24 protein-coding genes and 1 other annotated feature are annotated in these 26,134 nt (G+C 39.6%); of the genes, 4 read left to right on the forward strand and 20 right to left on the reverse strand.

The window, feature by feature from the left end; genetic code table 11:
* Positions 1-13 precede the first annotated feature (13 nt).
* From recJ to QH639_RS10785, 7 genes are all read right to left on the reverse strand, one after another.
* On the reverse strand, positions 14-2,344 hold the full coding sequence (gene recJ / locus QH639_RS10755) for a single-stranded-DNA-specific exonuclease RecJ (RefSeq protein ID WP_281116042.1): 2,331 nt from the start codon (positions 2,342-2,344) through the stop codon (positions 14-16).
* Positions 2,345-2,501: 157 nt separating this feature from the next.
* On the reverse strand, positions 2,502-3,293 hold the full coding sequence (gene trpA, locus QH639_RS10760) for a tryptophan synthase subunit alpha (RefSeq protein ID WP_259419341.1): 792 nt from the start codon (positions 3,291-3,293) through the stop codon (positions 2,502-2,504).
* A complete protein-coding gene (trpB, locus tag QH639_RS10765; RefSeq protein ID WP_131520502.1) occupies positions 3,290-4,501 on the reverse strand; it encodes a tryptophan synthase subunit beta in 1,212 nt (403 codons plus the stop codon). The genes trpA and trpB overlap by 4 nt, the downstream gene beginning before the upstream one ends.
* Positions 4,501-5,115 (reverse strand): phosphoribosylanthranilate isomerase, encoded by a 615-nt coding sequence (locus QH639_RS10770; RefSeq protein ID WP_281116043.1) that lies wholly within the window; start codon positions 5,113-5,115, stop codon positions 4,501-4,503. The genes trpB and QH639_RS10770 overlap by 1 nt, the downstream gene beginning before the upstream one ends.
* Entirely contained in the window at positions 5,112-5,903 is a 792-nt protein-coding gene (gene trpC, locus QH639_RS10775; protein WP_048392105.1) for an indole-3-glycerol phosphate synthase TrpC, read from the reverse strand. The genes QH639_RS10770 and trpC overlap by 4 nt, the downstream gene beginning before the upstream one ends.
* Positions 5,903-6,931, reverse strand: coding sequence for an anthranilate phosphoribosyltransferase (gene trpD / locus QH639_RS10780; RefSeq protein WP_281116044.1), 1,029 nt, complete (start codon positions 6,929-6,931; stop codon positions 5,903-5,905). Before trpD ends, trpC begins: the two co-directional genes overlap by 1 nt.
* Positions 6,931-8,259, reverse strand: a complete 1,329-nt coding sequence (locus tag QH639_RS10785) for a chorismate-binding protein (RefSeq protein WP_281116046.1) — start codon at positions 8,257-8,259, stop codon at positions 6,931-6,933. Before QH639_RS10785 ends, trpD begins: the two co-directional genes overlap by 1 nt.
* A 99-nt stretch (positions 8,260-8,358) precedes the next feature.
* Positions 8,359-8,600: a binding site (T-box leader), on the reverse strand.
* Between the two features lie 320 nt (positions 8,601-8,920).
* Here QH639_RS10785 and QH639_RS10790 point away from each other — a divergent pair.
* Positions 8,921-10,609 (forward strand): methyl-accepting chemotaxis protein, encoded by a 1,689-nt coding sequence (locus QH639_RS10790; protein ID WP_281116047.1) that lies wholly within the window; start codon positions 8,921-8,923, stop codon positions 10,607-10,609.
* Between the two features lie 104 nt (positions 10,610-10,713).
* On the opposite strand, the gene secDF is transcribed toward QH639_RS10790, so the two are convergent.
* Complete coding sequence (gene secDF / locus QH639_RS10795; protein ID WP_131520496.1) at positions 10,714-12,981, reverse strand: protein translocase subunit SecDF; 2,268 nt, start codon at positions 12,979-12,981, stop codon at positions 10,714-10,716.
* Between the two features lie 346 nt (positions 12,982-13,327).
* The gene (locus QH639_RS10800; RefSeq protein ID WP_237898307.1) at positions 13,328-13,636 is read right to left on the reverse strand and encodes a post-transcriptional regulator; all 309 of its coding nucleotides are present in this window, start codon (positions 13,634-13,636) and stop codon (positions 13,328-13,330) included.
* A gap of 93 nt (positions 13,637-13,729) precedes the next feature.
* Between QH639_RS10800 and QH639_RS10805 the strand changes: the two genes are divergently transcribed.
* Positions 13,730-15,247, forward strand: a complete 1,518-nt coding sequence (locus QH639_RS10805) for a putative polysaccharide biosynthesis protein (RefSeq protein ID WP_048395180.1) — start codon at positions 13,730-13,732, stop codon at positions 15,245-15,247.
* On the opposite strand, the gene QH639_RS10810 is transcribed toward QH639_RS10805, so the two are convergent.
* Complete coding sequence (locus QH639_RS10810) at positions 15,244-15,879, reverse strand: DUF421 domain-containing protein (protein ID WP_066036504.1); 636 nt, start codon at positions 15,877-15,879, stop codon at positions 15,244-15,246. The genes QH639_RS10805 and QH639_RS10810 overlap by 4 nt on opposite strands.
* Positions 15,880-16,017: 138 nt before the next feature.
* Here QH639_RS10810 and QH639_RS10815 point away from each other — a divergent pair, with 138 nt between their 5' ends.
* The gene (locus tag QH639_RS10815; protein WP_281116048.1) at positions 16,018-16,869 is read left to right on the forward strand and encodes a polysaccharide deacetylase family protein; all 852 of its coding nucleotides are present in this window, start codon (positions 16,018-16,020) and stop codon (positions 16,867-16,869) included.
* A gap of 73 nt (positions 16,870-16,942) precedes the next feature.
* Here QH639_RS10815 and yajC read toward each other — a convergent pair whose 3' ends face one another.
* The 7 genes from yajC to QH639_RS10850 form a co-directional block, all read right to left on the reverse strand.
* The gene (yajC, locus tag QH639_RS10820; RefSeq protein ID WP_004226696.1) at positions 16,943-17,209 is read right to left on the reverse strand and encodes a preprotein translocase subunit YajC; all 267 of its coding nucleotides are present in this window, start codon (positions 17,207-17,209) and stop codon (positions 16,943-16,945) included.
* 252 nt (positions 17,210-17,461) lie between these two features.
* Entirely contained in the window at positions 17,462-18,607 is a 1,146-nt protein-coding gene (gene tgt / locus QH639_RS10825) for a tRNA guanosine(34) transglycosylase Tgt (protein WP_016991901.1), read from the reverse strand.
* Positions 18,608-18,664: 57 nt separating this feature from the next.
* Complete coding sequence (queA, locus tag QH639_RS10830) at positions 18,665-19,705, reverse strand: tRNA preQ1(34) S-adenosylmethionine ribosyltransferase-isomerase QueA (RefSeq protein ID WP_237898309.1); 1,041 nt, start codon at positions 19,703-19,705, stop codon at positions 18,665-18,667.
* Between the two features lie 17 nt (positions 19,706-19,722).
* Entirely contained in the window at positions 19,723-20,727 is a 1,005-nt protein-coding gene (gene ruvB / locus QH639_RS10835; protein ID WP_281116049.1) for a Holliday junction branch migration DNA helicase RuvB, read from the reverse strand.
* Positions 20,728-20,745: 18 nt separating this feature from the next.
* Positions 20,746-21,366 (reverse strand): Holliday junction branch migration protein RuvA, encoded by a 621-nt coding sequence (gene ruvA, locus QH639_RS10840; protein ID WP_048395174.1) that lies wholly within the window; start codon positions 21,364-21,366, stop codon positions 20,746-20,748.
* Positions 21,367-21,477: 111 nt separating this feature from the next.
* Complete coding sequence (locus tag QH639_RS10845; RefSeq protein ID WP_313872351.1) at positions 21,478-22,356, reverse strand: phosphotransferase; 879 nt, start codon at positions 22,354-22,356, stop codon at positions 21,478-21,480.
* Positions 22,346-23,392: a LysM peptidoglycan-binding domain-containing protein gene (locus tag QH639_RS10850; RefSeq protein WP_281116050.1), complete on the reverse strand. Its 1,047-nt coding sequence runs from the start codon at positions 23,390-23,392 to the stop codon at positions 22,346-22,348. The genes QH639_RS10845 and QH639_RS10850 overlap by 11 nt, the downstream gene beginning before the upstream one ends.
* Before the next feature lie 141 nt (positions 23,393-23,533).
* Here QH639_RS10850 and QH639_RS10855 point away from each other — a divergent pair, with 141 nt between their 5' ends.
* Complete coding sequence (locus tag QH639_RS10855) at positions 23,534-24,067, forward strand: transcription repressor NadR (RefSeq protein ID WP_131520487.1); 534 nt, start codon at positions 23,534-23,536, stop codon at positions 24,065-24,067.
* Positions 24,068-24,194: 127 nt separating this feature from the next.
* On the opposite strand, the gene QH639_RS10860 is transcribed toward QH639_RS10855, so the two are convergent.
* The 3 genes from QH639_RS10860 to QH639_RS10870 all read right to left on the reverse strand — a co-directional run bounded on the left by QH639_RS10860 (position 24,195) and on the right by QH639_RS10870 (position 26,110).
* The gene (locus QH639_RS10860; RefSeq protein WP_237898310.1) at positions 24,195-24,587 is read right to left on the reverse strand and encodes a thiol-disulfide oxidoreductase DCC family protein; all 393 of its coding nucleotides are present in this window, start codon (positions 24,585-24,587) and stop codon (positions 24,195-24,197) included.
* Between the two features lie 24 nt (positions 24,588-24,611).
* Positions 24,612-25,490, reverse strand: coding sequence for a prephenate dehydratase (pheA, locus tag QH639_RS10865; RefSeq protein ID WP_048395164.1), 879 nt, complete (start codon positions 25,488-25,490; stop codon positions 24,612-24,614).
* A gap of 164 nt (positions 25,491-25,654) precedes the next feature.
* Positions 25,655-26,110 (reverse strand): ACT domain-containing protein, encoded by a 456-nt coding sequence (locus tag QH639_RS10870; RefSeq protein WP_004226679.1) that lies wholly within the window; start codon positions 26,108-26,110, stop codon positions 25,655-25,657.
* Positions 26,111-26,134: the final 24 nt, after the last annotated feature.

Below are 26,134 nucleotides of genomic sequence, written 5' to 3' on the forward strand. Positions count from 1 at the left end.
CTCCTACGAAACGTTATTCGTCCGCTGATGTTAAACGTTCATCAAACCATTGTTTTAATTCTATATAAGGAGCATAGACAAGCTTTTGCTCCATTTCAATCTGTTCTGAACGTTGTTTGTAAGACGGTGCCTCTGTTAGTGCTTGTTTTGGAGCATTCACGTTGACAGTCGTCAGTCCACTCTCCATTTTAACAAAATCAAGCTCAAAAAACACCTGTGTCATAAATTTTAGTGTATCTAATGGCCACCCCGTATGCTTCGCTAAATCTGCGATATGCATATCAAGCGGAAAGGCTGGTCGATTTTTCAAGAACTTATAATACCAAGCAAATTGCTCACGAGTAGGTAGACCACTGAAGTATTGTGAGTCAGGCATATAAAAATGAGCATAAATACGTGAAGGGGCTGTCTTCTGTAAAACGTCCTCTAGCTTTTGAACATTGTGTGGCAAGTCTAAGAGCACGATGTAATCACTTTGTTCAATATTTGAAAGGGCTGGGTCAACCAGTGTAATAGATGCACCTATTAATGATTGATAATAGGTCATCGTTTCTGGACGAAAGGCGATAAACCGGGCCACGTCCTTCGGTACGGTATTCAGCCATCGAGCTGTTTGACGGATACCACGAATATCAAATAACTGCCATTCTGTAGTTTGGACATCCTCGATCATAAATTGGGCTTTTTTACGCCCCTGCCATTCGTTAATTTGCAAATCGCCTATAAAGGAAACTTTGATGCCATACGTTAATTCATCATGTAAATGCCCTTTGTTAAAACCAACACTATCCAATTTATCATAGCCGTTTGTTATTTCCATTTTAATATGATTCTCGCCCGCTCCAATTTTACGCATGGAGGCGATTTCTACATCCTCCAGCACATACACAGGCTTAGGGAAATCTGTGCCAAATGGTCCTAGTGTTGAAATTTCCTCAATAGCATCCGCTGAAATTTCATCTATGCTGAGCGGTATATCAATATGCACTACAGGTGTTAATTGCTCCTCTGTTAAACAGGCTCTTGCCTGAGCATCTAAGCGAGTACGTAGTTCATCCACATGCTCTAATGATAAGGTCATACCTGCAGCCATAGGATGTCCACCAAAATGTGGTAAAATATCTCGATTTTTAGCTAGTTCATTATATAGATGAAAACCTTCAATACTTCGAGCAGAACCTTTTGCTATGCCCTTTTCTGGATCGAGTGACAGCACAATCGTTGGACGGTAATACAGTTCAACGAGACGTGAGGCTACAATTCCTACAACACCTGCGTTCCAGCCCTCGCCAGCAACAACAAGAACTAAGGAATTGCCGATTTTTTCATCTGCTTCAATCAGTGCGATGGCTTCATCTGTAATACTTTTCACAATATCTTTGCGCTCGGTATTGCAGGCATTTAGCTTTTTTGCCAATGCGGTTGCTTTAGCATTATCCTCCGCCATTAATAATTCAACACCAGGAGCTGCTTCACCTAGACGACCAACAGCATTCAATCGTGGACCAAAATAAAAGCCAATCGTTTCTTCTGTAATTTTCGTCTGCTCTGTACTGGCTATGTCACACATCGCTTGTACCCATGGACTAAGGGAACGACGCATTTCTTGTATGCCCCTCTTCACGAGATAGCGATTTTCATCCACCAACGGAACTAAATCTGCTACAGTGCCAATCGCCACAAATTCTATTAGATGGCTTGGTAGTTCACCATAAAGAGCATGTGCCAGCTTAAAGGCTACCCCTACTCCTGCTAGCTCGCCAAATGGATATTGCCCTTCTGGTATTCGGGGATGAAGAATAATATCTGCTGGTGGTAGCTCCTCACCTGGTTCATGGTGATCTGTCACAATGACATCCATACCAAGCTCCTTTGCTACTCGAATAGGCTCAATACCAGATATACCATTATCCACTGTAATGATTAACTGTACACCATCTTCATAGGCCTCCCGAAATAGGGCTTCATGCGGACCATAGCCATGGATAAAACGATTCGGAATTTTAAAGGAGACGTCTGCTCCAAGATCTAGTAAAACATGTAACATAACGGTTGTGCTTGTCACACCATCCGCATCATAATCACCATACACTAAAATTTTCTCACCATTTTCTAGTGCTTGTTCAATTCGTGCTACCGCTTCAGCCATACCATGCATAAGAAATGGGTCATGGATATTTGCCTCAGTCATATTTAATAAGCTTTCTGCCTCAGCCGTTGTTTCGCAGCCTCGTGCTGCTAAAATTTTTGCTGCAATCGCAGAAAGTTGTAAGTCATTTTGTAATGCTTGTACAAATGTTGCGTCAGGACGCTCCACCTGCCATCTTTTTTTCGATAGAATCATCTGCTCACTTCCTTACGAAAGCTATTATACCGAATTTCTATTGGTTGCGCACTATCCGTTAGATTGATAGTTTTATCCATTGGTTTTTAATTTCTATCCGTCACTTTTCCATTTCTTTCCGCCAATTAAAGCACTTCATCAAAAAAAGCCTACTCTTCTAAAGAGTAGACTTTTCTAACATACCTTTCGAGGCGGCTACTAATGCTTCCACCATTGCCAAATCTCCTTGATGCAATGCCGTCACAATGGCACTACCGACAATTACACCATCTCCCAAAGCCCCCATCTTTTTCACTTGCTCAGGTGTTGAAATACCAAAGCCTGCAAGCACAGGGATTGGACTTGCTTGACGTAAGCTGGCAAAATGCTGTTCTAAATTATCGGCAAAACGCGATCTTGCTCCTGTGATCCCATTAACGGTCACTGCATAAACAAAGCCCTGACTAGCTGCTGCGATGCGTGCTATACGCTCTGGAGGGCTTGTCAATGAGATAAGCTGTACCACATCAATGCCATATGGATTTAATGCATCACGTAACAACTCGCTCTCTTCCAAAGGGACATCTGGTACAATTAATCCCTTAACTCCTCCAGCTACACAGGCTTGCGCAAAAGACTTTAAGCCATATGCTAATACTGGATTGAAATAAGTCATGACTACGAGAGGCACTGTTATTTCATCTTTAAATGACGCGAGTGTTTGCAACACGTTTCTTAATGTCACACCAGCTATGAGAGCACGTTCTCCTGCTCGTTCGATCGTTGGACCATCAGCAACAGGATCTGTAAAAGGAATTCCTACTTCAATAGCTGTTACCTCTAATTGCTGCAGTTTTAAGATAATTGGCTTAATGGTCTCTAGCCCTCCGTCACCTGCCATGATATATGGTATGAAAGCCTTATGACCTGCAGCATTTGCCTGTTCGATCGCTTGCTGTAAAGTTGTCATTTTACATCCCCCCCTAGTGCTGCTCGAACTGTGTGAACATCTTTATCTCCTCGACCAGATAAGCACACAACAATGATCTGATCTTTTGCCATGGTCTTTGCAATTTTTGCCGTATAAGCAATGGCATGCGAACTTTCAAGTGCAGGCAGTATCCCTTCTGTTCGGCTTAATAATTGTAGTGCCTCCAGTGCTTCAGCATCTGTGATGGAGTCAAATTGAGCTCGACCAATATCATGTAAATAACAATGCTCTGGTCCTTTCCCTGGATAATCTAACCCAGCTGAAATAGAATGTGCTTCTTGGACAAAGCCGTTTTCATCCTGTAATAAATACATGTAGGCGCCATGTAATACACCTAATTGTCCACCTGCGATGGCCGCAGCATGCTTCCCAGTTTCAAGACCACTTCCTGCTGCTTCAACACCGTATAAGGCAACTGATTCATCATCAACGAATGGGTGAAACATACCGATTGCATTACTGCCACCTCCAATACAGGCAACAACTGCATCAGGTAAACGCCCCTCTTTTTGCATGATTTGCCTTCTAGTTTCTACCCCAATGACACGCTGAAAGTCCCGAACAATTTTCGGAAATGGATGAGGACCTAAGGCAGAGCCTAAAATATAGTGGGTATCCTCAACATTTGTTACCCAGTAACGTAGGGCAGCGTTCACAGCATCCTTTAATGTTTTAGAACCACTTTCCACCGATTGAACCTTTGTGCCAAGCAACTCCATACGAAAGACATTTAACTGCTGACGTTTTATATCTTCTGCTCCCATAAAAACAACACATTCTAGATTTAATAATGCGCATGCAGTAGCTGTTGCCACACCATGCTGACCAGCTCCTGTTTCAGCTACGATTTTCTTTTTACCCATGCGTTTGGCTAGAAGTGCTTGCCCAATCGCATTATTAATTTTATGTGCACCTGTATGGTTTAAATCTTCACGCTTTAAATAAATCTTTGCTCCATCTAGCGCCTTCGTTAAATTTTCTGCGTAATAGAGCGGTGTTTCACGGCCAACATAGTCTTCTAAATAATAGGACAGCTCCTCTGTAAATGCAGGGTCTAGTAATGCTTGCTCATAAGCAGCTTCTAATTCAAGCAAGGCTGTCATTAATGTTTCGGGCACAAACCGACCACCAAATTGTCCAAAACGCCCTTCTTTTGTCGGTACACTATTTGCTATTGATATTCCCATCATCTGCTCCCCCTCTTTACTGCCTGTAAAAAAGCTTGTATTTTGCTAGAATCCTTGCTTCCATCTGTTTCTACACCACTCGAAACATCCACCATAAAAGGCCCTACATCTGTAATAGCCGCTTCAATATTGTCTACATTGAGACCACCCGCTAATAGTAATTTTTCTTTTGGAATCCCTACTTGCTCAAGGAGTGTCCAATCAAAAGTGTGACCACTCCCGCCTTTAAACTCTGTACCAGGCGCGTCAAATAAATAATAATCTACCTGATAGCTAGCAGCCGCTTGAACATCCTCTTTTTCTCGTATCGATAATGCCTTTATGGCGGGATAACCTTGCTCCTGAATAAATGCTGGCGTTTCCTCCCCATGATATTGCACATAATCTAAGGGCACTAGCTCTACTGCTTCCTTTAATTCGGCTGACGTTGGATTCACAAAGACACCTATTTTTAAAACACCTTGTGGTACATGCTTCGCTAACTGTTGGGCTTGCTCAATGGATACACGGCGTTTACTCGGTGCAAAAACAAACCCTATAGCATCTGCACCAGCATGAACAGCTGTTTTGACATGTTCTTGCTCCTGTAGACCACAAATTTTGACCTTTGTCATACCGATGCCCCCTCTTTACTTACTTGCAAATCTCGTAGTGCTTGCCCCGCATCTCCACTCCTCATCAAAGCTTCACCTACCAGGACACCACTAGCCCCCATCGAGGCTACTAGCTTCGCATCGTCCTGCGTCCATATACCGCTCTCACTAATTAATACTCGATTCTCATCAAATGGAAACACATTAGCAATTTCTCTGGTACGCTCTAGGCTTACTTCAAAGGTACGTAAATCACGATTATTAACGCCAATTAACTTTGCATCTACCGCAAGAGCGCGTTCAAGCTCTTCACAATCGTGTACTTCCACTAAAACCTCTAGGCCTAAGCCCGTTGCATAGCTATATAAATCACGTAAGGCATCGTCTGTTAAGGCTGCCACAATTAATAAAATAATGGATGCACCTGCCGCCTTGGCAAATCGAATCTGCACTCGATCAATCATAAAATCCTTACAAAGAAGTGGGGTATCTACAGCAGCAGCAACTGCTGCTAAATCTTCAAAGGAGCCTTTAAAAAATTCCTTGTCTGTTAAGACCGAAATAGCTGCTGCTCCTGCTAGTGCATAGACTTTTGCTTGAGCAACTGGGTCTGCTCCGCCAGCTATTAACCCTTTTGAAGGGGAAGCACGCTTCATTTCCGCGATGACTTGCAGTGTATGAGCTTGACACAATGATTCAATGAACGAGCGACGTGGCGTTTCTGTAAAGTTTGCTAAAGGATCTGGCTGCTCTAATAAAGCACCTACCTCAATCTTTTTTTGCAGTAATATTTTATTGAGTATATTCATTACCCTACCTCCACTTCTTTAATTTGCATGCTATATGTTACAACCGCCTCTAATTTTTGTTGTGCTCTCCCGCTAAAAATACTTTCCTTTGCCATAGCTACACCCTCTTTGATGGTTTCCGCTTGACCATAGCCAAATAAGCCGATGCCAGCATTTAATACGACTGTATCTAAATAAGGACTCTGTTCCCCAGCCAATATTTTTTGCATAATCACCGCATTTTCATCTGCATTGTCACCACGGATGGCCTCTAAAGGGGCCATTTGAAGACCGACATCTTCTGCGGTTAGGGAAAAGGGAATTAGATCTCCTTTATCTACTAAAACCAATGTATTTTGACCTGCTAATGAAGCCTCGTCTAAGCCTTGTGGTCCTGAGACGACAATGGCCCGCTCACGTCCAAGCATTTGTAAGACTGAGGCATATTCCATAACAAAATTCGGTCGATTAATGCCTGTAAATTGTGTGGATAATGGGACCGGATTTGTTAAAGGACCAACAAGATTAAAGATTGTCGGTTTTCCTAATGAACGGCGAACTTCACCAATTCTCTTTAATTTCGGATGAACATTCGGTGCATAAATAAAAGCGATTCCCTCTCGCTCTAGCAAATGGGCTGTTTGTGGGATGGAAATAGCTGTATGAATACCTAGTGCCTCTAGCACATCTGAGCTACCAGAGGAGGAAGAGATTTTACGGTTCCCATGCTTGGCAATTTTGACACCTGCCCCAGCTAACACGAAAGCAGAAGCTGTACTGATATTAAAAGTATGAAGACCATCTCCACCTGTACCGCAATTATCCATATAGCCACCTTCTTTTACGGCTATATCAAGAGCAAAAGATCGCATAATAGTTGCTAATGCGGCTACTTCATGTGCAGTTTCTCCCTTCGCAGCTAAAGCTGTTAAAAAGCTTGCTATTTCTTCTTTAGGAGTATCATCCTGAAATAACCATTGCGCTGCCTGTAGCATTTCTTCGTACATGAGATGTGTTCCCTGCAGTACTTTCCTTTGTAATCGTTCCATTAGTTTTGCCCCCCATTGTTCACCAGTAACTGTAAAAATGCCAGTTCTTCCTCTTGCACTTGATGTAAAACGTTTTGCACATTTGTATATTTGGTAACAGTTATTGTTGCTTGCAAATGCATGGTATCCTGTTTAACTACAATAGATTGACCTGTTAAGGCAAAATCCAAATGACCATTAAATCCAATAAAGCCGAGAGCACCAAAATAACCAGCTGCATACGGAAGCTCCGTTGCTGAAAGTGGGGATATGGTTGCTGCTAAAACATCCAGGGCATGAAGCATTGGTAAAAGCTTTCCTTCCACCATAGTCGTCATGTGCAGTGCCTTTTTGGACCGCTGGATACGCATAGCCTCCATGACCTGAACAGAATCTCGGAAACAAACCGACTGTAATTCTTGCTGAATAGCCCTAACAAGAAGTGCATGTGATTGCCTAATGCTTTCATGGTTGTATAATTTACGTTCATTTTCTAGTTCTTCATTTTTTGTTTCCCCTCGCGGATATGTTCCCTCTGTAGGAGTCGCAATAACGCTTTCACCTTTTACTCGGATTAGACTTTCAGGAGAAGTACCTAACACAACATGATCCTCAAATTCAATATAATACATATAGGCTGCAGGCTTTTTTTTACGTAGCTGTCGATACAAAGCCAACGTATCACCTTGAAAATTGGCTACATTGTGGTTCGGCAAAACTACCCTTGTTATGTCATCATGTAAGTTGGCTTGCATTGTCTGTAAAACCGTTGCAAATGATTCGTTTGTTGTAGTATCAAGCGGTTGATAACGATAAGATGCTTCGTCACTGATATGCCCGTTTACTATTTGTTGAGCCAATTCTTCCAAATCAGGTTCCTGCTTTTCTGCATCTATATTTGTATGAATCAATGTCACTTCATCTGTTTGATGATCGAAGACAATAATCGTTTCATAGACATGAAAATAAGCATCAGGCAGTTCTATTTTTTTATCTACGAACATCGTTGTACCGCCAAAGCCTATATATCCAACGGCACCACCTGAAAATGGAAATTTCGTCGTATTGGAAATACGTGGCATGAGGCGTTTAAGAAGAACAAAAAGTTCCCCTTGATGCACGTATGTTTTTCCTGTTTTATAGGAAAACTCTTGGATTTCTTGGCCCACACCTTTATATGTTTTTCGTGGATTAGCACCAATGAAGGAAAATCTTCCAGCTCCTTCGTGTTGGGCAGAACTTTCCAATAAAAATTTATGTTTTCCCTGTAAACGCCTAAAAATCAAAATAGGTGTTAAAGAATCGCCATTGATCGTTTTCATTTTTGTTCTTGAACTCGTTATTTGCATAGCTTTTTTGCTCCTTTTTCAAAGATTCCTTTAGCTAATGTCTAGACGAATGCTGAATGAAAATAAAAAAGCCCTCTGCAAAAAGGATTATTCCTAATTGCAGAGGACGATTATGACCGCGTTGCCACCTCATATTAGAGCATATGCTCTCACTTTTGTGCTTTACATCATGGCTATGGTAAACCATACCTTGAAAGCACCCCTATAACGTGGGGAATCACGTTCGCTTTTTTATAAGCGACTCTCATAAGTCCATTCACATAAGCTGTAAATCAGTTTACACCAGCCACTGACTCTCTTTATTACACACTTAGGCTACTACTCTTATTCAACAATTTCTCAGCTATTCTCATCTAAACTCAGCTCATCTGTTCTGTGGCTGACCTCGCTCCCGAGATCTTCTACCTTGACCGAACAAAAAGTTAGCCTTAATTCTATGCCAATCCAATCCTATTGTCAATCAATTCTGACGAAAAAAGTTGAAATTCCTATTTTATCAGAGGAATCAAAAGTAGGTATATTATCCTTCTATAAAAACTTATTGGAGAATAAGATTTCCTACGATTGAAAATTCCTTGACTATTGACCATGTAAATATATCAAGTTATAGTAATTTCAGTACATCAATTTTTTCCATATAATAAAAGAAAGTAGGAAGTTTATGTCCGTTCGCAAAAAATTAAATATAGGATTCATTTCCTTAACATGTTTACTTTTTATCTCAAGCATCGTATCATTTATTCAATTTAAAACAACTCAGAATGATTTAGAAGAAGTATTAAAGCATCGGATGGTGCAAATCCAATTAACAGATAAAATCCAACAACAACTTGCTTCTCAAGGTTTATTTTTACGCGCCTATATTTTAAATAAGAAGGACGAAACAGCTAAGGCCAATTTAGATCGCTATGAAAAGTTGTTACCTGAAACAGTTCATGAACTTTCTACTATTGTTCGATCAGATTATACAAAAAATATTATGCAGCAAATCACGGAATTGCAAAAAGAGTTACTGTCAAATTCACAGAAAGCTTTACAAGCGTTTAATAGTGGCAACACGGATCTAGCACTCTCAATCATCAATAATGATGTTACAAAATACAATAAGGACATTTTTAAGTTAACAACTGAATTATTAGCTTATCACGATGAACAGCTTCAAAATGTTGACCAATCTGTTAATCAAACCGTTTCACGCGCTATTATCATTGCTATTAGCCTTCTCCTTGCAAGTATTATTATTGGTTTATATTTTATGCATATGGTCAAAGCCTCCATTGTCCTGCCCCTACGCAAGGTTATTGGAGCAGCAGATACATTAGCACAAGGTGATTTAACAATTGCTGAGCTTGACCATCAATCCAAAGATGAGATCGGTACACTTGCCAATGCAGTCAATACATTAAAACAAAATCTAGCTGGTTTAATGACTAACATTCAAGATCGTGCATCCCATTTATCGGCTGTTTCAGAAGAGCTTTCTGCTAGCACTGAAGAAGTAACTGCAACGTCCGATAATATTGCTCAACGAATTCAAAATAATGTAACACATATCACTTCTTCTGCTAGTGCCTCTCAGCAAAGTGCTGTGGCAATGGATGAAACTGCATCAGGTGTCCAACGCATTGCAGAGGCGACTCAAAGTCTTCATCACAATGCAGAAAATCTGACTCAGCTTGCCCATACAGGTGGTGCAACGATTGCAACAGCAAAAGAACAGATGAATATGATCGCACTAGCAACTTCTGATATTGCAACATTAACGCAAAAACTAAGTAAGCAATCAGAAGAAATTGGGCAAATTACAACAGTGATTACAGCAATTTCAGAACAAACAAATTTACTGGCACTAAATGCAGCTATTGAAGCAGCAAGAGCAGGAGAACATGGGAAAGGCTTTGCAGTCGTAGCGGATGAGGTACGAAAGCTTGCTGAGGAATCGACTCAATCTGCCAATCAAATCGTTGCTATTACAAAAGAAATTCTAACCGATACACAAAATGTAGCAGCATCAGTAGATAATGGTTTAGCTTCTGTAAAGGACGGTGTAGCCAAAATTCATGAGGCTGGAGATGCTTTCTATTCCATCACCTCTGCTGTTGCTGCATTCACAGAGCAAATTGAAGAAATTTCTGCCACATCAGAAGAAATCTCTGCTAGTGCAGAGCAGGTTGCAGCTTCTGTCACGGAAATTGCCAATGTTTCTAACGAATCAGCAACGAATTCTCATATGATTGCAGAATCTGTTGACGAGCAAGTTGCGACCATGCAGCAGGTAAATACTGTCGCAGAAGAATTAAGTGAAAATGCGCAACAGCTACAAGGCTTAATCCAGCAATTTAAATTGTAAAACTATATGAAAATTCTGCTGCTTTTTATAAAAGGCAGCAGTTTTTTTGCATGAAAAAAGCAGAGAATAGAAAACCATATGTTTTCCATTCTCTGCTCATTATATTATACAGTAGGCTCGTCTGTACCCCATTGCTTCTTCTCTTTTTTACGTAGCTTCCCATCTGATTTTTTCATTTCACGAATTTTTAATGAATACCAGATTTGAGCTGCGATACAGATTGAAGAATACATACCTGTAATCAAACCAATCAATAACGCGATAGAGAAGTTTTGAATAGATGGTGCACCAAAAATTAATAGGGCTACAACAACGATAATTACAGTTAATACTGTATTAACCGAACGACCCATTGTTTGGCGTAGCGATTTATTCACAATATTCGCCAATACTTCACGGTCATTAATGGTATCATAACGATCTAAGTTTTCCCGCATACGGTCAAAGGTAACGATCGTATCGTTGATGGAATACCCAACAATTGTTAATACAGCCGCAATAAACGTAATATCTACTTCTAAACGCATGAAGCTAAAGACGGCAACAATTAAGAATACATCATGCAATAATGAAACAATTGCACCAATACCCATGCGCCATTCAAAGCGAATTGCTACATAAATGATAATCCCTATTGCTGCAAGAGATAAAGCCTTAATCGCATTTTTTACAAGTTCCTTACCAACTGTAGGCGATACAGTACTTACAGCTGGTTCATGACCATATTTTTCGCCAGCTTCTTTTTTAAATTCTAAAATTTCTGCTTGTGTAAGGTCATCTTTATAGCGAATGACTGCTGTATTACTTTTCTCACCAGAGAGTATGATATCTTCTGATGAAAAATCAATGCTATCTAGATATTTGGACACTTCTTCTTTTGTTAATGTTTGATTCGATTCAATTTGGACACGAGTACCGCTTGAGAAATCGATACCTAGGTTAAGGCGGAAGATGCCAAGAACCACTAAACCAGCCACTAAAATGGCTAATGAGAACGTATAGAATTTCTTACGGTTGTGAACAAAGTCAAATCGATCGAATTTCGTTGATAAATCTAATGTACCAATATTTTCATCTAGACTATGCTGTTTAGATTTTGCAATACCAAACCATGCAGGACTGTTGAAATAGCCACTGTTTACAAGTAGTCCTAATAGGACACGTGAGCCCCAAACTGCTGTTAAGAAGCTCAATAAAATACTAATAATTAATGTTGTAGCAAATCCTTTAACAGAGCTTGTTCCCCATTGGAACAATACTGCTGCAGCTAATAAAGTTGTCAACTGCGCATCGACAATGGCTGATAAAGATTGTTTAGAACCAATTTGGAAGGCTTGTTTAGCGGAATAACCCACTCGTAGCTCTTCACGTATACGTTCTGCCGCTAAAATATTGGCATCTACTGCCATCCCTATACCCAGGACAATGGCCGCAATACCTGGGAGTGTTAATACCGCATTAATCCAGTCAAAGACCACTAATACTAGGAATGTAAACACAACCAGTGTAATGATGGAAATAAAGCCTGGTAAACGATAGTAGAATAGCATAAATAAGAAAATAACTACTACGCCGACAATACCAGCAAAAATAGTGCTTTTCAGTGCTGCATCACCAAATTGAGCACCAACAGAAGTTGAATAAATTTCATCTAGCTTTACAGGCAATGCCCCAGCATTTAAAATATCTGCTAAATTTTTTGTTTCTTCAACAGAGAAATTACCGCTAATCATAACATCAGTTGTATTTAATGTTTGACTAACTGTTGCTGCAGATGCATAGCGAGGCTTTGCTTTTTGTGATTCCGCTTTATAGGAATCGACACCCTCTTCAAAGTCTAACCATACAACCAGTAAATTTTGACCTGCGGGTTTTGCTGCAATTTTACTTGTTATATCAGCAAATTTTTTCGCATCTTTTAAAGTTAAGGATACAATCGGACGATTTTGTTGGTCAAAGGAGCCTTTAGCACCATTAGCTTTCAAATCGTCTCCATCTAATAATAAATTATCATCAACATCACGGAATGTTAAATTCGCAGAAGTAGACAATAACTTACGTGCCGATTCCTGATCTTCAACACCAGCTAATTGCACACGAATACGATTTTTGTCCTCAACCTGAATACTCGGTTCACTAACCCCCATCGTATTTACACGTTCACCAAGTGCAGTGGATGTTGCTGTGACAATTTCTGGTGTAATTTTTTGTCCTTCTTTTAATTCATTTACCTCGTAAAGCACTTCAAACCCGCCCTGTAAGTCAAGACCAAGCTTGATGTCCTTTAAGACGCCGGTTACAGTCGTACTAATACCTGCTGCCAATAGCACGATAATCAGTAGGAATGCAACTATACGACTTTTTAGTTTCATCAATAAATCCTCCTCGAATTGGTGTAAGGGCTGTCCTTACACGCCAAACAAGTAACTAGCAATACCTTTTGAAACGTTTAATCCTCCTTTTCATCTAGAATCGTGTTACCTGTGCTTCAAAAAGGTTGCTATACTTATTTCAATCGTTCATAACGCGCAAGTTTATCTTAGTATTATTAGGTACTAGCCTTCTAAATGTCAATAAAAGCATAGAAGACTTATGTAAGTAAGAACTTATTCAAAATAAAAAAAGCGCAACACACTTATTATGAAACAGGTTGCGCTTGGTGTCAATTCAACACGTATAGGATTCTTTGAATTATTGTAAAATTTGACACATCATTGATTACGTTCTGACTGGACCAAGCAGTAATTGTAACTCTTCTGTATTGACTTCTCCAAACCAATTATTACTTTGTAAAAACTCTACTTGATTAAATGAGACGATATCAGATGGTGATACCGAAAAAATGGTAGAAATGACTTCATGTATACGCAGTTGATCAACTTTCTTTTTACGCCATTTTTTTTCAATACAGTAGCGCCAGAGTTCTTCAGCTGTAATAGCAGTATATTGATAATGCTGAAACTCTGCTATCTTACTATCAATTGCCGGACGAATCTTTTCAAATAGTTGCTCATATTGCATACTCATTTTGAATCATCTCCAATCAAAGTCGTAACGTAAGACATGCTTGCATACAAATAGTGTAAATGAATTTTTGCGGCTTGAGAAGGGACGGATGGCATGAGTTCTTTTGTACGAGGTACATTATTTTTAATGTTTGTGATTTTTTTATCTAAACTTTTTGGCTTCTTTTATAGAATGCAATTTATGCGGATTGCTGGTGAAGAGGCTGTCGGTATTTATATGACCGTCTATCCAGCGTTTATTTTCTTCATCTCACTCATTCAACTAGGACTACCTATCGCTGTGGCTAAAATAGTGGCTGAATTACTAGCAAAAAATAAACGTGAGAACATCTTTGGTGTCATGCGTACAGCCATTCTTTGGTCATTCATTGGCATGATCATTTTTATGCCACTCGTTGCACTAACAATACCATATATTTCAACAACTCTATTACATAATGAACAGACAACATTTACACTATGGATTGCACTCTTTGCTGTACCAGTATCAGTTGGATCTGGCTTATTACGTGCCTATTTACAAGGTGTTGCTAAGATAACACCGACAGCATGGGCACAAATGATCGAACAAATTGTACGTATTAGTTTCATTACATTAATGCTACCCTATGTGGCTAATTACAATAATGCTGCTGTCACGGCTGCGGCCGCAATGGGCATTACACTGCTAGCTGAAGTTGTAGCCTTCTTGTATTTATGGCTACACTATATCGTGTCCAAAAAGAAATTACTGACACGAAAAACTAAAATTGAAGGGTATCCTGCATCACCAATGTTGCGTATTGCCCTTCCCTCTGCAGGCAGTAAGCTTTTTGGTTCTTTCACTTGGTTTTTAGAGCCGATTATCTTTTTAAAAGCTTTAACTGTGGCCGGTTTAACTGCTTCTGCTGCCACTATTTTATATGGTGTCATCTCAGGTGTTTTGGTGCCATTACTGTTATTTCCTGCGTTTGTATCAACAGCCTTATCGATTGTGCTCATTCCAGCTGTTAGTGATGCCGTCGCTCGTCAGCACACCCCTCTATTACAGGAACGAATATCGGTGTCCCTAAGATTGTCTTCGCTAGTGGGGTGCTTTGCTGCTACGTATTTCTTTGTGCATGGAGATGAATTAGCGATGAAGCTTTTTCATTTAGAAGAAAATCGCGGGTACGTTAAAATTTTAGCTCCTATTTTTTATTTTTATTATATTCAAAGCCCTCTACACTCCATCTTACAGGCAATTGGTGAGGCAAGAGCTGCCATGATGAACTCCATCTATGGTGGACTAGGTAAACTTTTCGTGATGTTTGTACTTGCCTCTCAACCAGGAATCCAGGAAAAAGGAGCCGTTGTAGCTATTGGCTTTGGGGTATTACTAACGTCATTCTTGCATATTGCAACAGTTAGACAACGTAAAAACCTGCGTGCTGGCTTCAGAATGTTTGTCGTGCCTTATAGTTGTTTTATTGCTGTTTGCGTCGCCCAGTATTTCCTTATTCCAATACTATCACTACCATTTATTTTAAGTAGTGGTGTGACATTATTTTTGCTATTTACCTTTTTATTATTTACCAATCAGTTGCGTATTACAGATTTCCGTTACATTAAAAAATTAGCAAAGAAAGTCTAGGATTCCTTTAATTGGATATGCAGCTTATTGTCTTCCCAAATACAAAAAAATACTGTTTCACTGTCAGTAATATTATTTTTTGCTAGCTCACCCATTAGCCAATCCACATCTTTATGCATGGTAAATAAATGTCTCTCTTGGATATCACCGTCGATAATCAATGGATACACAAAGGCTTTTTCATCTTTTTTATAGACAGAAAGATTGCCTGAAGGCTCTAAATACGCAAAGGCTACATCTGTCACAGATGCAATTCCGTTTTCTCGTAATTGCTGACATAAATCATCTAAATTATAGCGGTGTTTTCTCATCTCACTCTCTAAAATAACACCGTCTTTTACTAATAAAGCAGGATCACCATCCACTAGGTCACGTATTTTTTTGAACTTTAATGACAAAAAGGCACTTAATATTTGAATAAAGAGCAAAATAATGATCGGTAGTATGGCATTAAAGAGAGGATTTTTATAATCGTCTAGCGCAAAGGCTGCTACTTCTGCAATTAATACAAATACGACCAAATCGATGACTGATAATTCACCTACTTCTCGTTTACCCATTAAACGGAAAACGATGATGATAAACACATACAAAAAGCAAGTTCTAAAAATAATATGGTAATATTCTTCCATATAAACACCCCCATACTATCAAGGTGACCTTACTTATTGTTTTTTATACAGTTTTCAAGGAATAGTCCGTACTTGTTCGTACACACTAACATAGAGCTTATATGCTTATTACAATAAACATGCAAACAAGGTGAGGACATGACAAAAAAAATAATTGTTTTCGTTTTTGTTTATATCCTTTTTCTTATTAGACCTTATCCTATTTATGGGTATCAGGAACAGGAAATACCTATTCTTATGTACCATCATTTAGAGGACAATATAAACAATACTACAGTTATTTCACCCAAAAGCTTCGAAAATCAAATGAAATTACTTAAAATGGAAGGCTATCAGGCCATTTCTGTTCAGCAATTATATGATTACTTAAACGACCAAGCGCCGTTACCTCAAAAGCCTGTGTTAATTACTTTTGACGATGGGTATTTTAGTAATTATGAAAAAGCTTACCCGATATTGAAAAAATATGATATGCATGCAGAAATCTTTGTGATTGCAAGCCGAATCCTAGAGATGAATGGGAACAATCACTATCCAAATGAAACAGCAAAGATGAGTTGGGATCAATTAAAGGAAATGAAGGATTATATTACAATCCAGAGTCATACTTGGGACTTACATTATAAATTACCTTCAAAAAACGGTAAACTAAATGGCGCAGTATTTGGTCCTAGTATTGTAAATGGGCAACTAGAGAGTCAGGTTGAATATGAGGAAAGGGTAAGAAATGATTTTATTCATTCAAGAAAAATAATCAAAGAAAAGTTAGGATATGAACCAATAGCAATAAGCTATCCTTATGGGATTTATTCACCCTCCACCATCCAATTAGCCAAGGAAGCTGGCTTTAAGATGGCCTTTGTCATACAAAATAAACATGTGAAAAAAGGCGATTCCCTATTTACGTTAAGCAGAATAACGATTAATGGCAATGATATTGGTGAGGCATTTATTCATAAATTAAAAACTACAACGGCAAAAAACATTTAAACATAGCCATCCAATATTAGATAAAAAAGACTTACAATATAGCTATCGCCTATTGTAAGCCTTTTCTTCTTTGTTACTGATTGTCATTGACAATTCGTCCAATTGCTTGACGGTCAAATTTCACTCGTACATTATCAGCAATTTTTAATGTTACTGCTGTGTCTTCAATTGCATCAATAACACCGTGTAAACCACCAATTGTAATGACTTTATCTCCACGTTGCAAACTACTTTGCATATTTTGTGTTTCCTGCTGTCTTTTTTTAGCTGGACGGATTAAGATAAACCACATTGCAACGAACATTAATAATATTGGTGCTAATCCTAATAATTGATCCATAATAGCATCTTGCCCCCTTTCCAAATCTCACTTTTTTAGTATAGACTATTCCACCATTAAAAAGCGATGGACAAGCCCAAAAATTTTCTCAATTACTAATATTTTTTCTATGATTGACAATATTTTGCTAGAAATATTCACTTTTTACAAAGTTTTGAATGATTTGCAAAACTATTGCTATTGATGATGGACATTAGGAAATGCCTAATGTCCTTTTTAATTTAGCGCATGTAATGATCCTATTCGTCTAGTTTAAAAGTTTTTTGCATCTGGCCCATTAAAGCCGTATTTTTCAAAGAACTCTTCACGGAAATCACCAAGACGATCTTGACGAATTGCCTCACGTACTTGCTCCATCAATTTTAATAGGAAGTGTAAATTATGATAGGATGTTAAACGAATACCGAACGTTTCTTCCGTGCGAATAAGGTGACGAACATAGGCACGAGAATAATTTTTACATGTATAGCAGTCACAGTTCGGATCAATCGGTCCAAAGTCACGTGCATATTTTGCATTTTTCACTACTAGACGTCCTTCTGATGTCATCAGTGTTCCATTACGTGCAATACGTGTTGGCAGTACACAGTCAAACATATCAATACCACGAATTGCCCCATCAATTAAAGAATCGGGTGAACCCACACCCATTAAATAACGAGGCTTATTTTCAGGCATCATTGGCGTAGTAAATTCTAAAACGCGGTTCATCACATCTTTCGGTTCTCCAACGGATAATCCACCAATTGCATAGCCTGGGAAATCTAGTTCTACTAACGCTTCTGCTGAGCGGCGGCGTAAATCTTCGTACTCTCCACCTTGAATAATGCCAAATAAACCTTGCTCCTCTGGACGCTGATGTGCTTCCTTACAGCGTTTTGCCCAACGAGTTGTTCGATCAACTGATTTCAGCATATAGTCATGTGTCGCAGGATACGGTGGACATTCATCAAAGGCCATCATAATATCAGAGCCTAAATCATTTTGAATTTCCATTGCCTTTTCTGGGCTCAAAAATAACTTATCTCCATTGAGGTGATTACGGAAATGAACTCCTTCCTCCTCAATTTTCCTGAATTGACTAAGTGAAAATACTTGGAAACCACCTGAATCCGTTAAAATTGGACGATCCCAGTTCATAAATTTATGAAGTCCGCCTGCTTCTTTGACAATATCATTACCTGGACGAAGCCATAAATGGTACGTATTGGACAGAATAATACCGGCATTCATCTCTTTTAATTCTTCTGGTGACATGGTCTTCACCGTTGCTTGTGTGCCAACAGGCATAAATGCTGGTGTTTCAAAGGAGCCGTGTGGTGTATGGACGATGCCAAGACGTGCTCCTGTTTGTTTACATGTATGAAGTAGTTCATATCGAATTGCTGGTTGTGTCATAAAATAAATAATCCTTTCTTATCTGAAGTAAAAACAGTACTCCGATTTTATCCACTATTATTTTTTGGGACGTATAAACATTGCATCACCAAAACTAAAGAAGCGATATCTTTCTTCTACAGCTTGCTGATAAGCACTTAAAATGGTCTCACGAGTAGCTAGCGTACTAACAAGCATGACTAGTGTTGATTTTGGTAAATGGAAGTTTGTGATTAACCCATCCACCACCGTAAAATTGTAGCCTGGATAGATGAAAATAGACGTCCAACCTTGTTCTGCTCGCACTTCTCCCTCATATTTAGAACCAATTGTCTCTAATGTACGAGTAGAGGTTGTCCCAACAGCTACTACCTTGCCACCGTTACGCTTTACGCGATTAATTGTATCTGCTGCTTGTTCTGTAACACTATAGAATTCCGCATGCATTTCATGGTTCTCAATCGAGTCTACACTAACGGGACGGAAAGTGCCAAGACCGACATGCAGCGTAATAAAGACAACCTCTACGCCTTTAGCCTTCACTTGAGCTAATAGCTCCTCTGTAAAATGCAGCCCAGCTGTAGGCGCTGCGGCAGAACCACGCTCTTTGGCATAAACGGTTTGATAACGATCCTTATCCTCTAGTTTTTCACGAATATAGGGAGGTAATGGCATTTCACCAAGTTGCTCTAATATTTCATAAAAAATACCATCATACTGAAATTCAAATGTACGTCCGCCATGTTCAAGCTCACCTGTACATGTAGCTGTTAATAAACCGTCACCAAATGTGATGACTGTTCCTACCTTTACACGCTTTGCTGGTTTTACAAGTGTTTCCCACTCATCTGTACCAGCCATTTGCTTCAGTAGCAATACTTCTATATGTGCACCTGTTTCTTCTTTTACACCCATTAAACGAGCAGGTAAAACTCTTGTATCATTTAGTACAAGACAGTCTCCAGCATGTAGCTCGTCTAATACATGGGCAAAATGGTGGTGCTCCACTTTATTTGAGCCCGGTGTCACGACCATTAATCGACTGGCTGTACGATCCACTAATGGTGTTTGGGCAATAAGTTCCTCTGGTAATTCAAAATCAAAATCTTCTACACGCATGAAAATAACTTCCTTCTTTATGTTTGTTGGGGATACTTATATCCAAAATGTTCGTAGGCTAAATGTGTGGCTACTCTTCCTCTCGGGGTACGTTGAATAAGGCCAATTTGCATCAAATAAGGCTCGTATACATCTTCTATCGTAACCCGTTCCTCACCAATTGATGCAGCAAGAGTATCTAAGCCTACTGGTCCTCCTCGGAATCGCTCAATCATATTGGTTACAAGTTTATGGTCAATATGATCAAGCCCTCTAGGATCTACTTGTAACAGCTCTAATGCTCGCTGTGCAAGACCCTCCGTTATCATACCATCTCCAAGCACTTGTGCATAATCTCGCACTCGTTTCAATAAACGATTGGCAATTCGAGGTGTTCCACGTGAGCGTCTCGCCATTTCCATTGCTGCTACTTGCTCTATTTCTACCTCAAATAAATGTGCACTTCTCACAACAATTTCTGCAAGCGATCGGTCATCATAATATTCTAGGCGCAGCAACACACCAAAGCGATCTCTTAGAGGAGCTGATAAAGCACCCGCTCTTGTTGTTGCACCTACAAGGGTAAAGGGAGGTAAATCAAGTCGTACAGAACGTGCTTCAGGACCTTTTCCTACCACAATATCTAAGCAGAAGTCTTCCATTGCTGGATATAATACTTCTTCAATAGCACGGGGCAGTCGATGAATTTCATCAATAAATAAAACGTCTCCAGGCTCTAGTGAACTTAAAATAGCTGCCAAATCTCCTGGACGCTCAATCGCAGGGCCACTTGTCATGCGTACGTTAACATTCATCTCATTTGCGATAACAGCCGCTAAGGTCGTTTTACCAAGTCCTGGAGGTCCATATAACAACACATGATCTAAACTTTCTTGGCGAAGCTTTGCTGCTTCAATGAATATTTGTAAGTTTTCCTTTACTTTATGTTGCCCAATATACTGTGCTAATTTTTGAGGACGTAAAGATAACTCAAACTGCTCATCATAGCTACCTGCTTCACTTGCCATCATACGTTCAGACATGCACCCTTCCTCCTTTCCTTATTTTAATTTTAGCAGTAGTTGCAATGCTTGTTTCATAAAGGCATCTGTCGTTTCAAGTTTATCGTTATCCTCTAGCTGTGGTTTAATTTTTTCTAGCTCTTTTTCAGAATAGCCAAGAGCCATTAAGGCAAGTAAGGCTTCTTCTAATTCGTGTTTATAGGCATGTACACCAAACAAAGGTAATTCATCTTCTGCACTAGGTAATTCAAGTGTATCTAATAATGAACCAAGTTTACCCTTCAAGTCGAGGATCATTTGACGTGCTGTTTTTTTACCAACTCCAGGGAATTTCACTAAAAACGCTTCGTCCTCTCGTTCAATTGCGCTAATAACCTGTTGTGGATTACCTGTAGCTAAAATCGCTAAAGCGCCCTTTGGTCCTATTCCTGACACTAAAATAAGCTTACGGAATAACTCACGCTGATCTAGGTTAGGGAAGCCATATAAAACTTGCGCATCCTCTCGTACATGCAAATGAACATATATCTGTTGCTCAAGGGCAGATGTTCGAAAAGCAAATGGATTAGGCGTATTAAGTTGCCACCCAATCCCCTGTTGTTCCAGCACAATAAATTCAGGTGTAATACGAGTAATTTGTCCTTTTAAATAATCATACATCTATAATCCCTCACAATCATCGTCTTCGATTATAGCATATAGCGAACGAATGCTCGACAAAAAGTAGCCTCTAAACTCCGTTCGCAGACAAAAATGACCGCCAATTGACGGTCATTTCTTGACAAATCTATCAATATCGTACCACAGTTTTGGCCAGTAGGTGAGGGCTCGTTTTGTAAATGGTACTAAATAATCTAAAAATACTAGCTGTTGCTCTAGTGGCAAATCTATAGCAAACAGCCATTCTCGTAATAACTCATTCGGGTATTTCAAGCGATGAAGCTTTCTTTTATCCAGTCGTTTCAGCTCAGGTAACTCTGCAAAAATCTTTCCAAGATCATAATCTACAGCAGGTAACACACGATGTAACCATAAAATATACTCATCATCCGCTTCACCAAGGTGCGCTAAATCAAAATCAATTAAACGTAATTGTCCATCGGAGCACCATAAAAAATTATGATGAACTACATCCCCATGCAATAGCGTAATCTCTTTTTCAGGTGCATCTTCCAATGCAATCAATTGTAATGACTTATCACTATAATGCAATATTTGATCAATTTCTTCTTTCGTTAAAAATGTTCGAAACTCATTTCTTCTACTTTTAAAACGCATATGACGCATTTGCCATTTTAAAAGCTGTGAGTAGGTATGCAAGCCTGGCACGCGCTGCCACGCAATCTTTTTATGTGTGTCATGTAAAGCGATTAATAGTCTAAGAGATTCCTTACGATCTTTTTTATGCGCAAAGTTAGCACCGTGACTTCCTTCTTGCCACATTTGCACAATTAACTGCTCATCATCGCTCTGAACTAATGGTAGGATCAAAGAAGGTTCCATACGTCCTAATTGGCGATGAATGGTTCTTACCTTCTCCGCAATTTCCACTTGCTTTGCACGTTTGACAAAATAATTTTTCGATCGATATTTATATTTCCAAATATTTGGCTTTACTTCTTCTACAATATACGCTTTTTCACCATCGATAAGGCGTCATCCCGCCTGGGAAATAATGCGGAGACATCCAAGGACCTGCTGCTGATGGGCATGGTGGTGGACATTGTGTCGGACATGGTGGTGGCGGGCAATGGCAAGGGTCCATTTGCCAATTTGGCATCATCATTGGTTGTGTGCCACAGCCACAAGATTGACCCATGTTCATATCAGGCATCATCATTGGTTGTGTGCCACAACCACAGGATTGCCCCATATTCATATCGGGCATCATATCCATTTGTGGCTTTTGGTGATCTTGCGTATGGAAGAATGGTGATGTGGACTCTAAAAAGTCTTCCATTCCACCTACTTTATGATCTGGCATGTCATAGGACATTGGCTGCTGTGGCATCGTATAATGCTCGACCTGCGGCTGCATTGGCATCGGCCACCACATCTGATGATAGATTGGCTGATGGCAACTTGAACAATGAGGTACAGCAGGCATTTGTGGCATGATATGCATTGGTGGATGTGGTGCTGGTTGTGGCATTGGCATTGGCTTTGGTTTAGCTACTGGCGGTGGTGGCGGTGTAGGTGCTGGCGGTGGTGGTGGCTGTATTTGTACAGGTGGTGTTGTAACATTTTGCTCCATTTGTGGCATCACCAATTGCTGGTGCCAATTCATTTCCACAGGCTGCGGTACCCACATCGGCTGTTGTGGCATCTGCATTGGCATTGGCATCGGTATTGGTATCGGTATCATTTGTGGTTCTGGCATTGGCATAGGAGCTGGTGGTGGCGGTACAATTGGCGGTGGTGGTGGCATTGGTCGCTGTACCTCTTTTTTAGGACTTTCCTTTGGTGTCTCCTTATGCACTTGTGTTTCCTTTTTCGGCATTTCTTTATGTGAATCTCTATGCGGCTCTTTGTTTATTTTTTCAGGCAATATAATTTCCATGCCTGGTACAATATAATCTGGGTTGGCAAGATGGACATTGAGCCGCTTCAAATCTTCAAACGAAATGCCGTACTCTTTCGCAATCTTCCACAATGTATCTCCCTTTTGAACAATATGAATACGCAATTTTTTCCTCCCTTCCTCTCTACGTATCATATGTTCAATGTTTCATTTGGATACAAAAATTTCAGCAAGTTAGAAAAGCTTCATGGTACACTAATTCATAAGGAACGCTGATTCCTTTATTACGAGCAGGGGTGATCTCTTATGAAAAAAATGTTAGGCGAAGAACGCCGACTGCAACTATTAGCGCAATTAAAAAAAAATAAAGCACCTATAACTGGGACAGACTTAGCAAAGTTCGCCAATGTTTCTAGACAAGTAATCGTCAATGATATGACTTTATTAAAGGCAAGAAATGAGCCCATTATTGCCACAAGCCAAGGTTATCTTTATATGCATCAAGAACAAATACAGCAAACCGTTGAACGAACATTCCCTTGCTTGCATACATCAGAGCAGACGGAAGATGAATTAATGACGATTGTAGACTGTGGCGGAACCGTCAAAAATGTCATTGTCGAACATCCAATATATGGTGAACTGACAGCCTCTATCATGGTATCCAACCGCCATGAGGTGAAACAATTTATCGAACGTGTGAATGCAACACAGGCCAACTATTTATCTGCTCTCACTGGCGGCATCCATCTACATGTCATCACAGCACCTTCTGTTGAAGTTTTAACATTAATTGAGGGAGCTTTACAAAAAAAGGGCTACTTAGTGTCAGATCAATGAATAGTAAAAGCACCGTCTGAAAAATTGATTTCAAACGGTGCTTTCTGTTTTTTAATGCTGGTATTGTTTCGTTAAGCGCGGGCTTCTGTCCGCAGCTATTGTTCCCTTAAAGGCGAGTATTTCCCTATCAGGAAAGAAATCTTTGACGTTGAGCAGGCGTAGGCAATAAGCATTCACTTTTTTTTCCAAACAAACGATAGCGTTGCTTTGCAAATAATCGATATAATGCATTGCGAATAAATGGTGGTACAAGAATGAAGGTGTAGAAACAAGGCCACAATCCATCAAATTTACGGCAAATGTTTAACGCAGCGGTAGATTCAACAGACACTTTCCCTTGTTCAATTAGAATTACACTATCTATATTCTTTGGTATATGATATTGAGTGAGAAGCGATTGACCAGCCTCGCTTTGCAGCGATGCAAATTGAAAATAGCCAGCTTGATCATGTTTGATGATAAATTGAACAGTGCTATCACAAAAATTACAGACACCATCGAATAAAATAATCCCACCCATCTTCTTTCCTCCTCCTTCACATTACTATGCTTCGTCTGATGTTACATAAGTAAAATAGGTACCCAGTGACTTTACTTTGCAGCCTAGCGCAGCTAATTCTTCCATTGCCCCACGCATCATCGGTTCCTTTTCATCTGCTAATACATCAATCATAAAGAAATAATCACCTAATCCAGTTTTTAATGGACGTGATTCGATTTTACTTAAATTTAGCTGACGCCATGCAAAAACAGAAAGCACCTGATGTAATGCACCTGAACGATCTGTTGGTAAGGTAATCATAAATGTTGTTTTTGCTTGCCCATCTGATAGCTCTTGTGGCAATCGTTTATTTTGCTTAGACAGTACAAAGAATCGTGTATGATTAAAATGAAAATCATGGATATTCTGCTCCACTATTTCAAGACCATATTTTTCCGCTGCGGCTGCATTTCCGACTGCCGCTATACACTCTTGTGGATTCTCTGATACATATTTTGCTGCTGCTGCAGTTGAAGTTGTTTGATGTAATGGTACATGACTAAAACGATAAAATAAATATTTATGACATTGAGCTAGTGCATGCGGATGAGAATAAACACCTTCGATTGACTGCCAATCATCCTTCTGCGCTTTATTGACCATTAAATGCTGCTGAATTTTCAGCAATAACTCTCCAGTCACATAAAGTGTTGCCTCATGGAATAAGTAATCTAATGTTAATGATACAGAGCCCTCTAGTGCATTTTCTAGCGGCACGACAGCTAAATCTACCTTTCCCTCTGCAACAGCCTCTATACATTCTGGAATCGTGGCACACGGTACGAGCCACTCATTTGGAAAAGTAGCCTTTGTTGCTAAGTATGTAAATGATGCTTCTGGTCCTAGATAGGCGATTCGATTTTCCCATTGTTGTTTTGTCATTGCAAATACCTCCTTTATGGCACAATAAGGAGCAGTCCCACGTGATGAATAACGCTTGGGACAGCTCCTTATTTGAGCTTTGTTATCGTATCTTTACCCATTGGGTTATTCAACACGATGTTTGTCATTTTGTCAAAAATTAAAGGATTGAACACTCTCTGTGCTTATAATGCTCCAGAACTAATCACTTCCGCTGATTCCACAAAATCTAAGCGTTTTAATTGCTGGATAAGATCATCAAGATCACAAGTCATGCTTGTTACATCTAATGACAATGTAACATTAGCACGTCCCTGAATAGGGATTGTTTGATGAATCGTTAAGACATTACAATGTGTAATTGTCACAGTTTCTAAAAGCTTGGCAAGTGTTCCTTTTCTATCTTGAAGCTGTAAAAAGACTGTTAAAATGCGTTCCTGCACAATTGAATGAAAAGGAAAAACCGCATCACGATATTTGTAAAACGCACTTCGCGATAAATCCACCTGCTTTACCGCATCCCAAATGGAAGATACTGAACCACTTGATAGTAAGTGTTTCGCCTCCAAAGTTTTTTGCATTGCATCCGTTAAAACATCCTCACGAACTAAATAATATCGCTGATTCGCAACATTCTTCATACGCTTCCCCCTAAAACTCATGTC

The organism is Lysinibacillus sp. 1 U-2021, from assembly GCF_029916965.1.
In the GTDB taxonomy this organism is placed as follows: Bacteria; Bacillota; Bacilli; order Bacillales_A; family Planococcaceae; genus Lysinibacillus; species Lysinibacillus capsici.

What these genes read in the sequence shown, in the direction of transcription:
- trpA (WP_259419341.1), bottom strand. Translation starts at nt 3,293, where the DNA reads ATGACAACTTTACAGCAAGCGATCGAACAGGCAAATGCTGCAGGTCAT.
- ruvB (WP_281116049.1), bottom strand. Translation starts at nt 20,727, where the DNA reads ATGTCTGAACGTATGATGGCAAGTGAAGCAGGTAGCTATGATGAGCAG.
- trpD (WP_281116044.1), bottom strand. Translation starts at nt 6,931, where the DNA reads ATGGAACGATTACAAAGGAAAGTACTGCAGGGAACACATCTCATGTAC.
- tgt (WP_016991901.1), bottom strand. Translation starts at nt 18,607, where the DNA reads ATGACACAACCAGCAATTCGATATGAACTACTTCATACATGTAAACAA.
- ruvA (WP_048395174.1), bottom strand. Translation starts at nt 21,366, where the DNA reads ATGTATGATTATTTAAAAGGACAAATTACTCGTATTACACCTGAATTT.
- QH639_RS10815 (WP_281116048.1), top strand. Translation starts at nt 16,018, where the DNA reads ATGACAAAAAAAATAATTGTTTTCGTTTTTGTTTATATCCTTTTTCTT.
- QH639_RS10805 (WP_048395180.1), top strand. Translation starts at nt 13,730, where the DNA reads ATGAGTTCTTTTGTACGAGGTACATTATTTTTAATGTTTGTGATTTTT.
- recJ (WP_281116042.1), bottom strand. Translation starts at nt 2,344, where the DNA reads ATGATTCTATCGAAAAAAAGATGGCAGGTGGAGCGTCCTGACGCAACA.
- QH639_RS10790 (WP_281116047.1), top strand. Translation starts at nt 8,921, where the DNA reads ATGTCCGTTCGCAAAAAATTAAATATAGGATTCATTTCCTTAACATGT.
- yajC (WP_004226696.1), bottom strand. Translation starts at nt 17,209, where the DNA reads ATGGATCAATTATTAGGATTAGCACCAATATTATTAATGTTCGTTGCA.
- pheA (WP_048395164.1), bottom strand. Translation starts at nt 25,490, where the DNA reads ATGACAAAACAACAATGGGAAAATCGAATCGCCTATCTAGGACCAGAA.
- QH639_RS10810 (WP_066036504.1), bottom strand. Translation starts at nt 15,879, where the DNA reads ATGGAAGAATATTACCATATTATTTTTAGAACTTGCTTTTTGTATGTG.
- QH639_RS10860 (WP_237898310.1), bottom strand. Translation starts at nt 24,587, where the DNA reads ATGGGTGGGATTATTTTATTCGATGGTGTCTGTAATTTTTGTGATAGC.
- QH639_RS10870 (WP_004226679.1), bottom strand. Translation starts at nt 26,110, where the DNA reads ATGAAGAATGTTGCGAATCAGCGATATTATTTAGTTCGTGAGGATGTT.
- queA (WP_237898309.1), bottom strand. Translation starts at nt 19,705, where the DNA reads ATGCGTGTAGAAGATTTTGATTTTGAATTACCAGAGGAACTTATTGCC.
- QH639_RS10800 (WP_237898307.1), bottom strand. Translation starts at nt 13,636, where the DNA reads ATGAGTATGCAATATGAGCAACTATTTGAAAAGATTCGTCCGGCAATT.
- trpC (WP_048392105.1), bottom strand. Translation starts at nt 5,903, where the DNA reads ATGAATATACTCAATAAAATATTACTGCAAAAAAAGATTGAGGTAGGT.
- QH639_RS10770 (WP_281116043.1), bottom strand. Translation starts at nt 5,115, where the DNA reads ATGACAAAGGTCAAAATTTGTGGTCTACAGGAGCAAGAACATGTCAAA.
- QH639_RS10785 (WP_281116046.1), bottom strand. Translation starts at nt 8,259, where the DNA reads ATGCAAATAACGAGTTCAAGAACAAAAATGAAAACGATCAATGGCGAT.
- secDF (WP_131520496.1), bottom strand. Translation starts at nt 12,981, where the DNA reads ATGAAACTAAAAAGTCGTATAGTTGCATTCCTACTGATTATCGTGCTA.
- trpB (WP_131520502.1), bottom strand. Translation starts at nt 4,501, where the DNA reads ATGGGAATATCAATAGCAAATAGTGTACCGACAAAAGAAGGGCGTTTT.
- QH639_RS10855 (WP_131520487.1), top strand. Translation starts at nt 23,534, where the DNA reads ATGAAAAAAATGTTAGGCGAAGAACGCCGACTGCAACTATTAGCGCAA.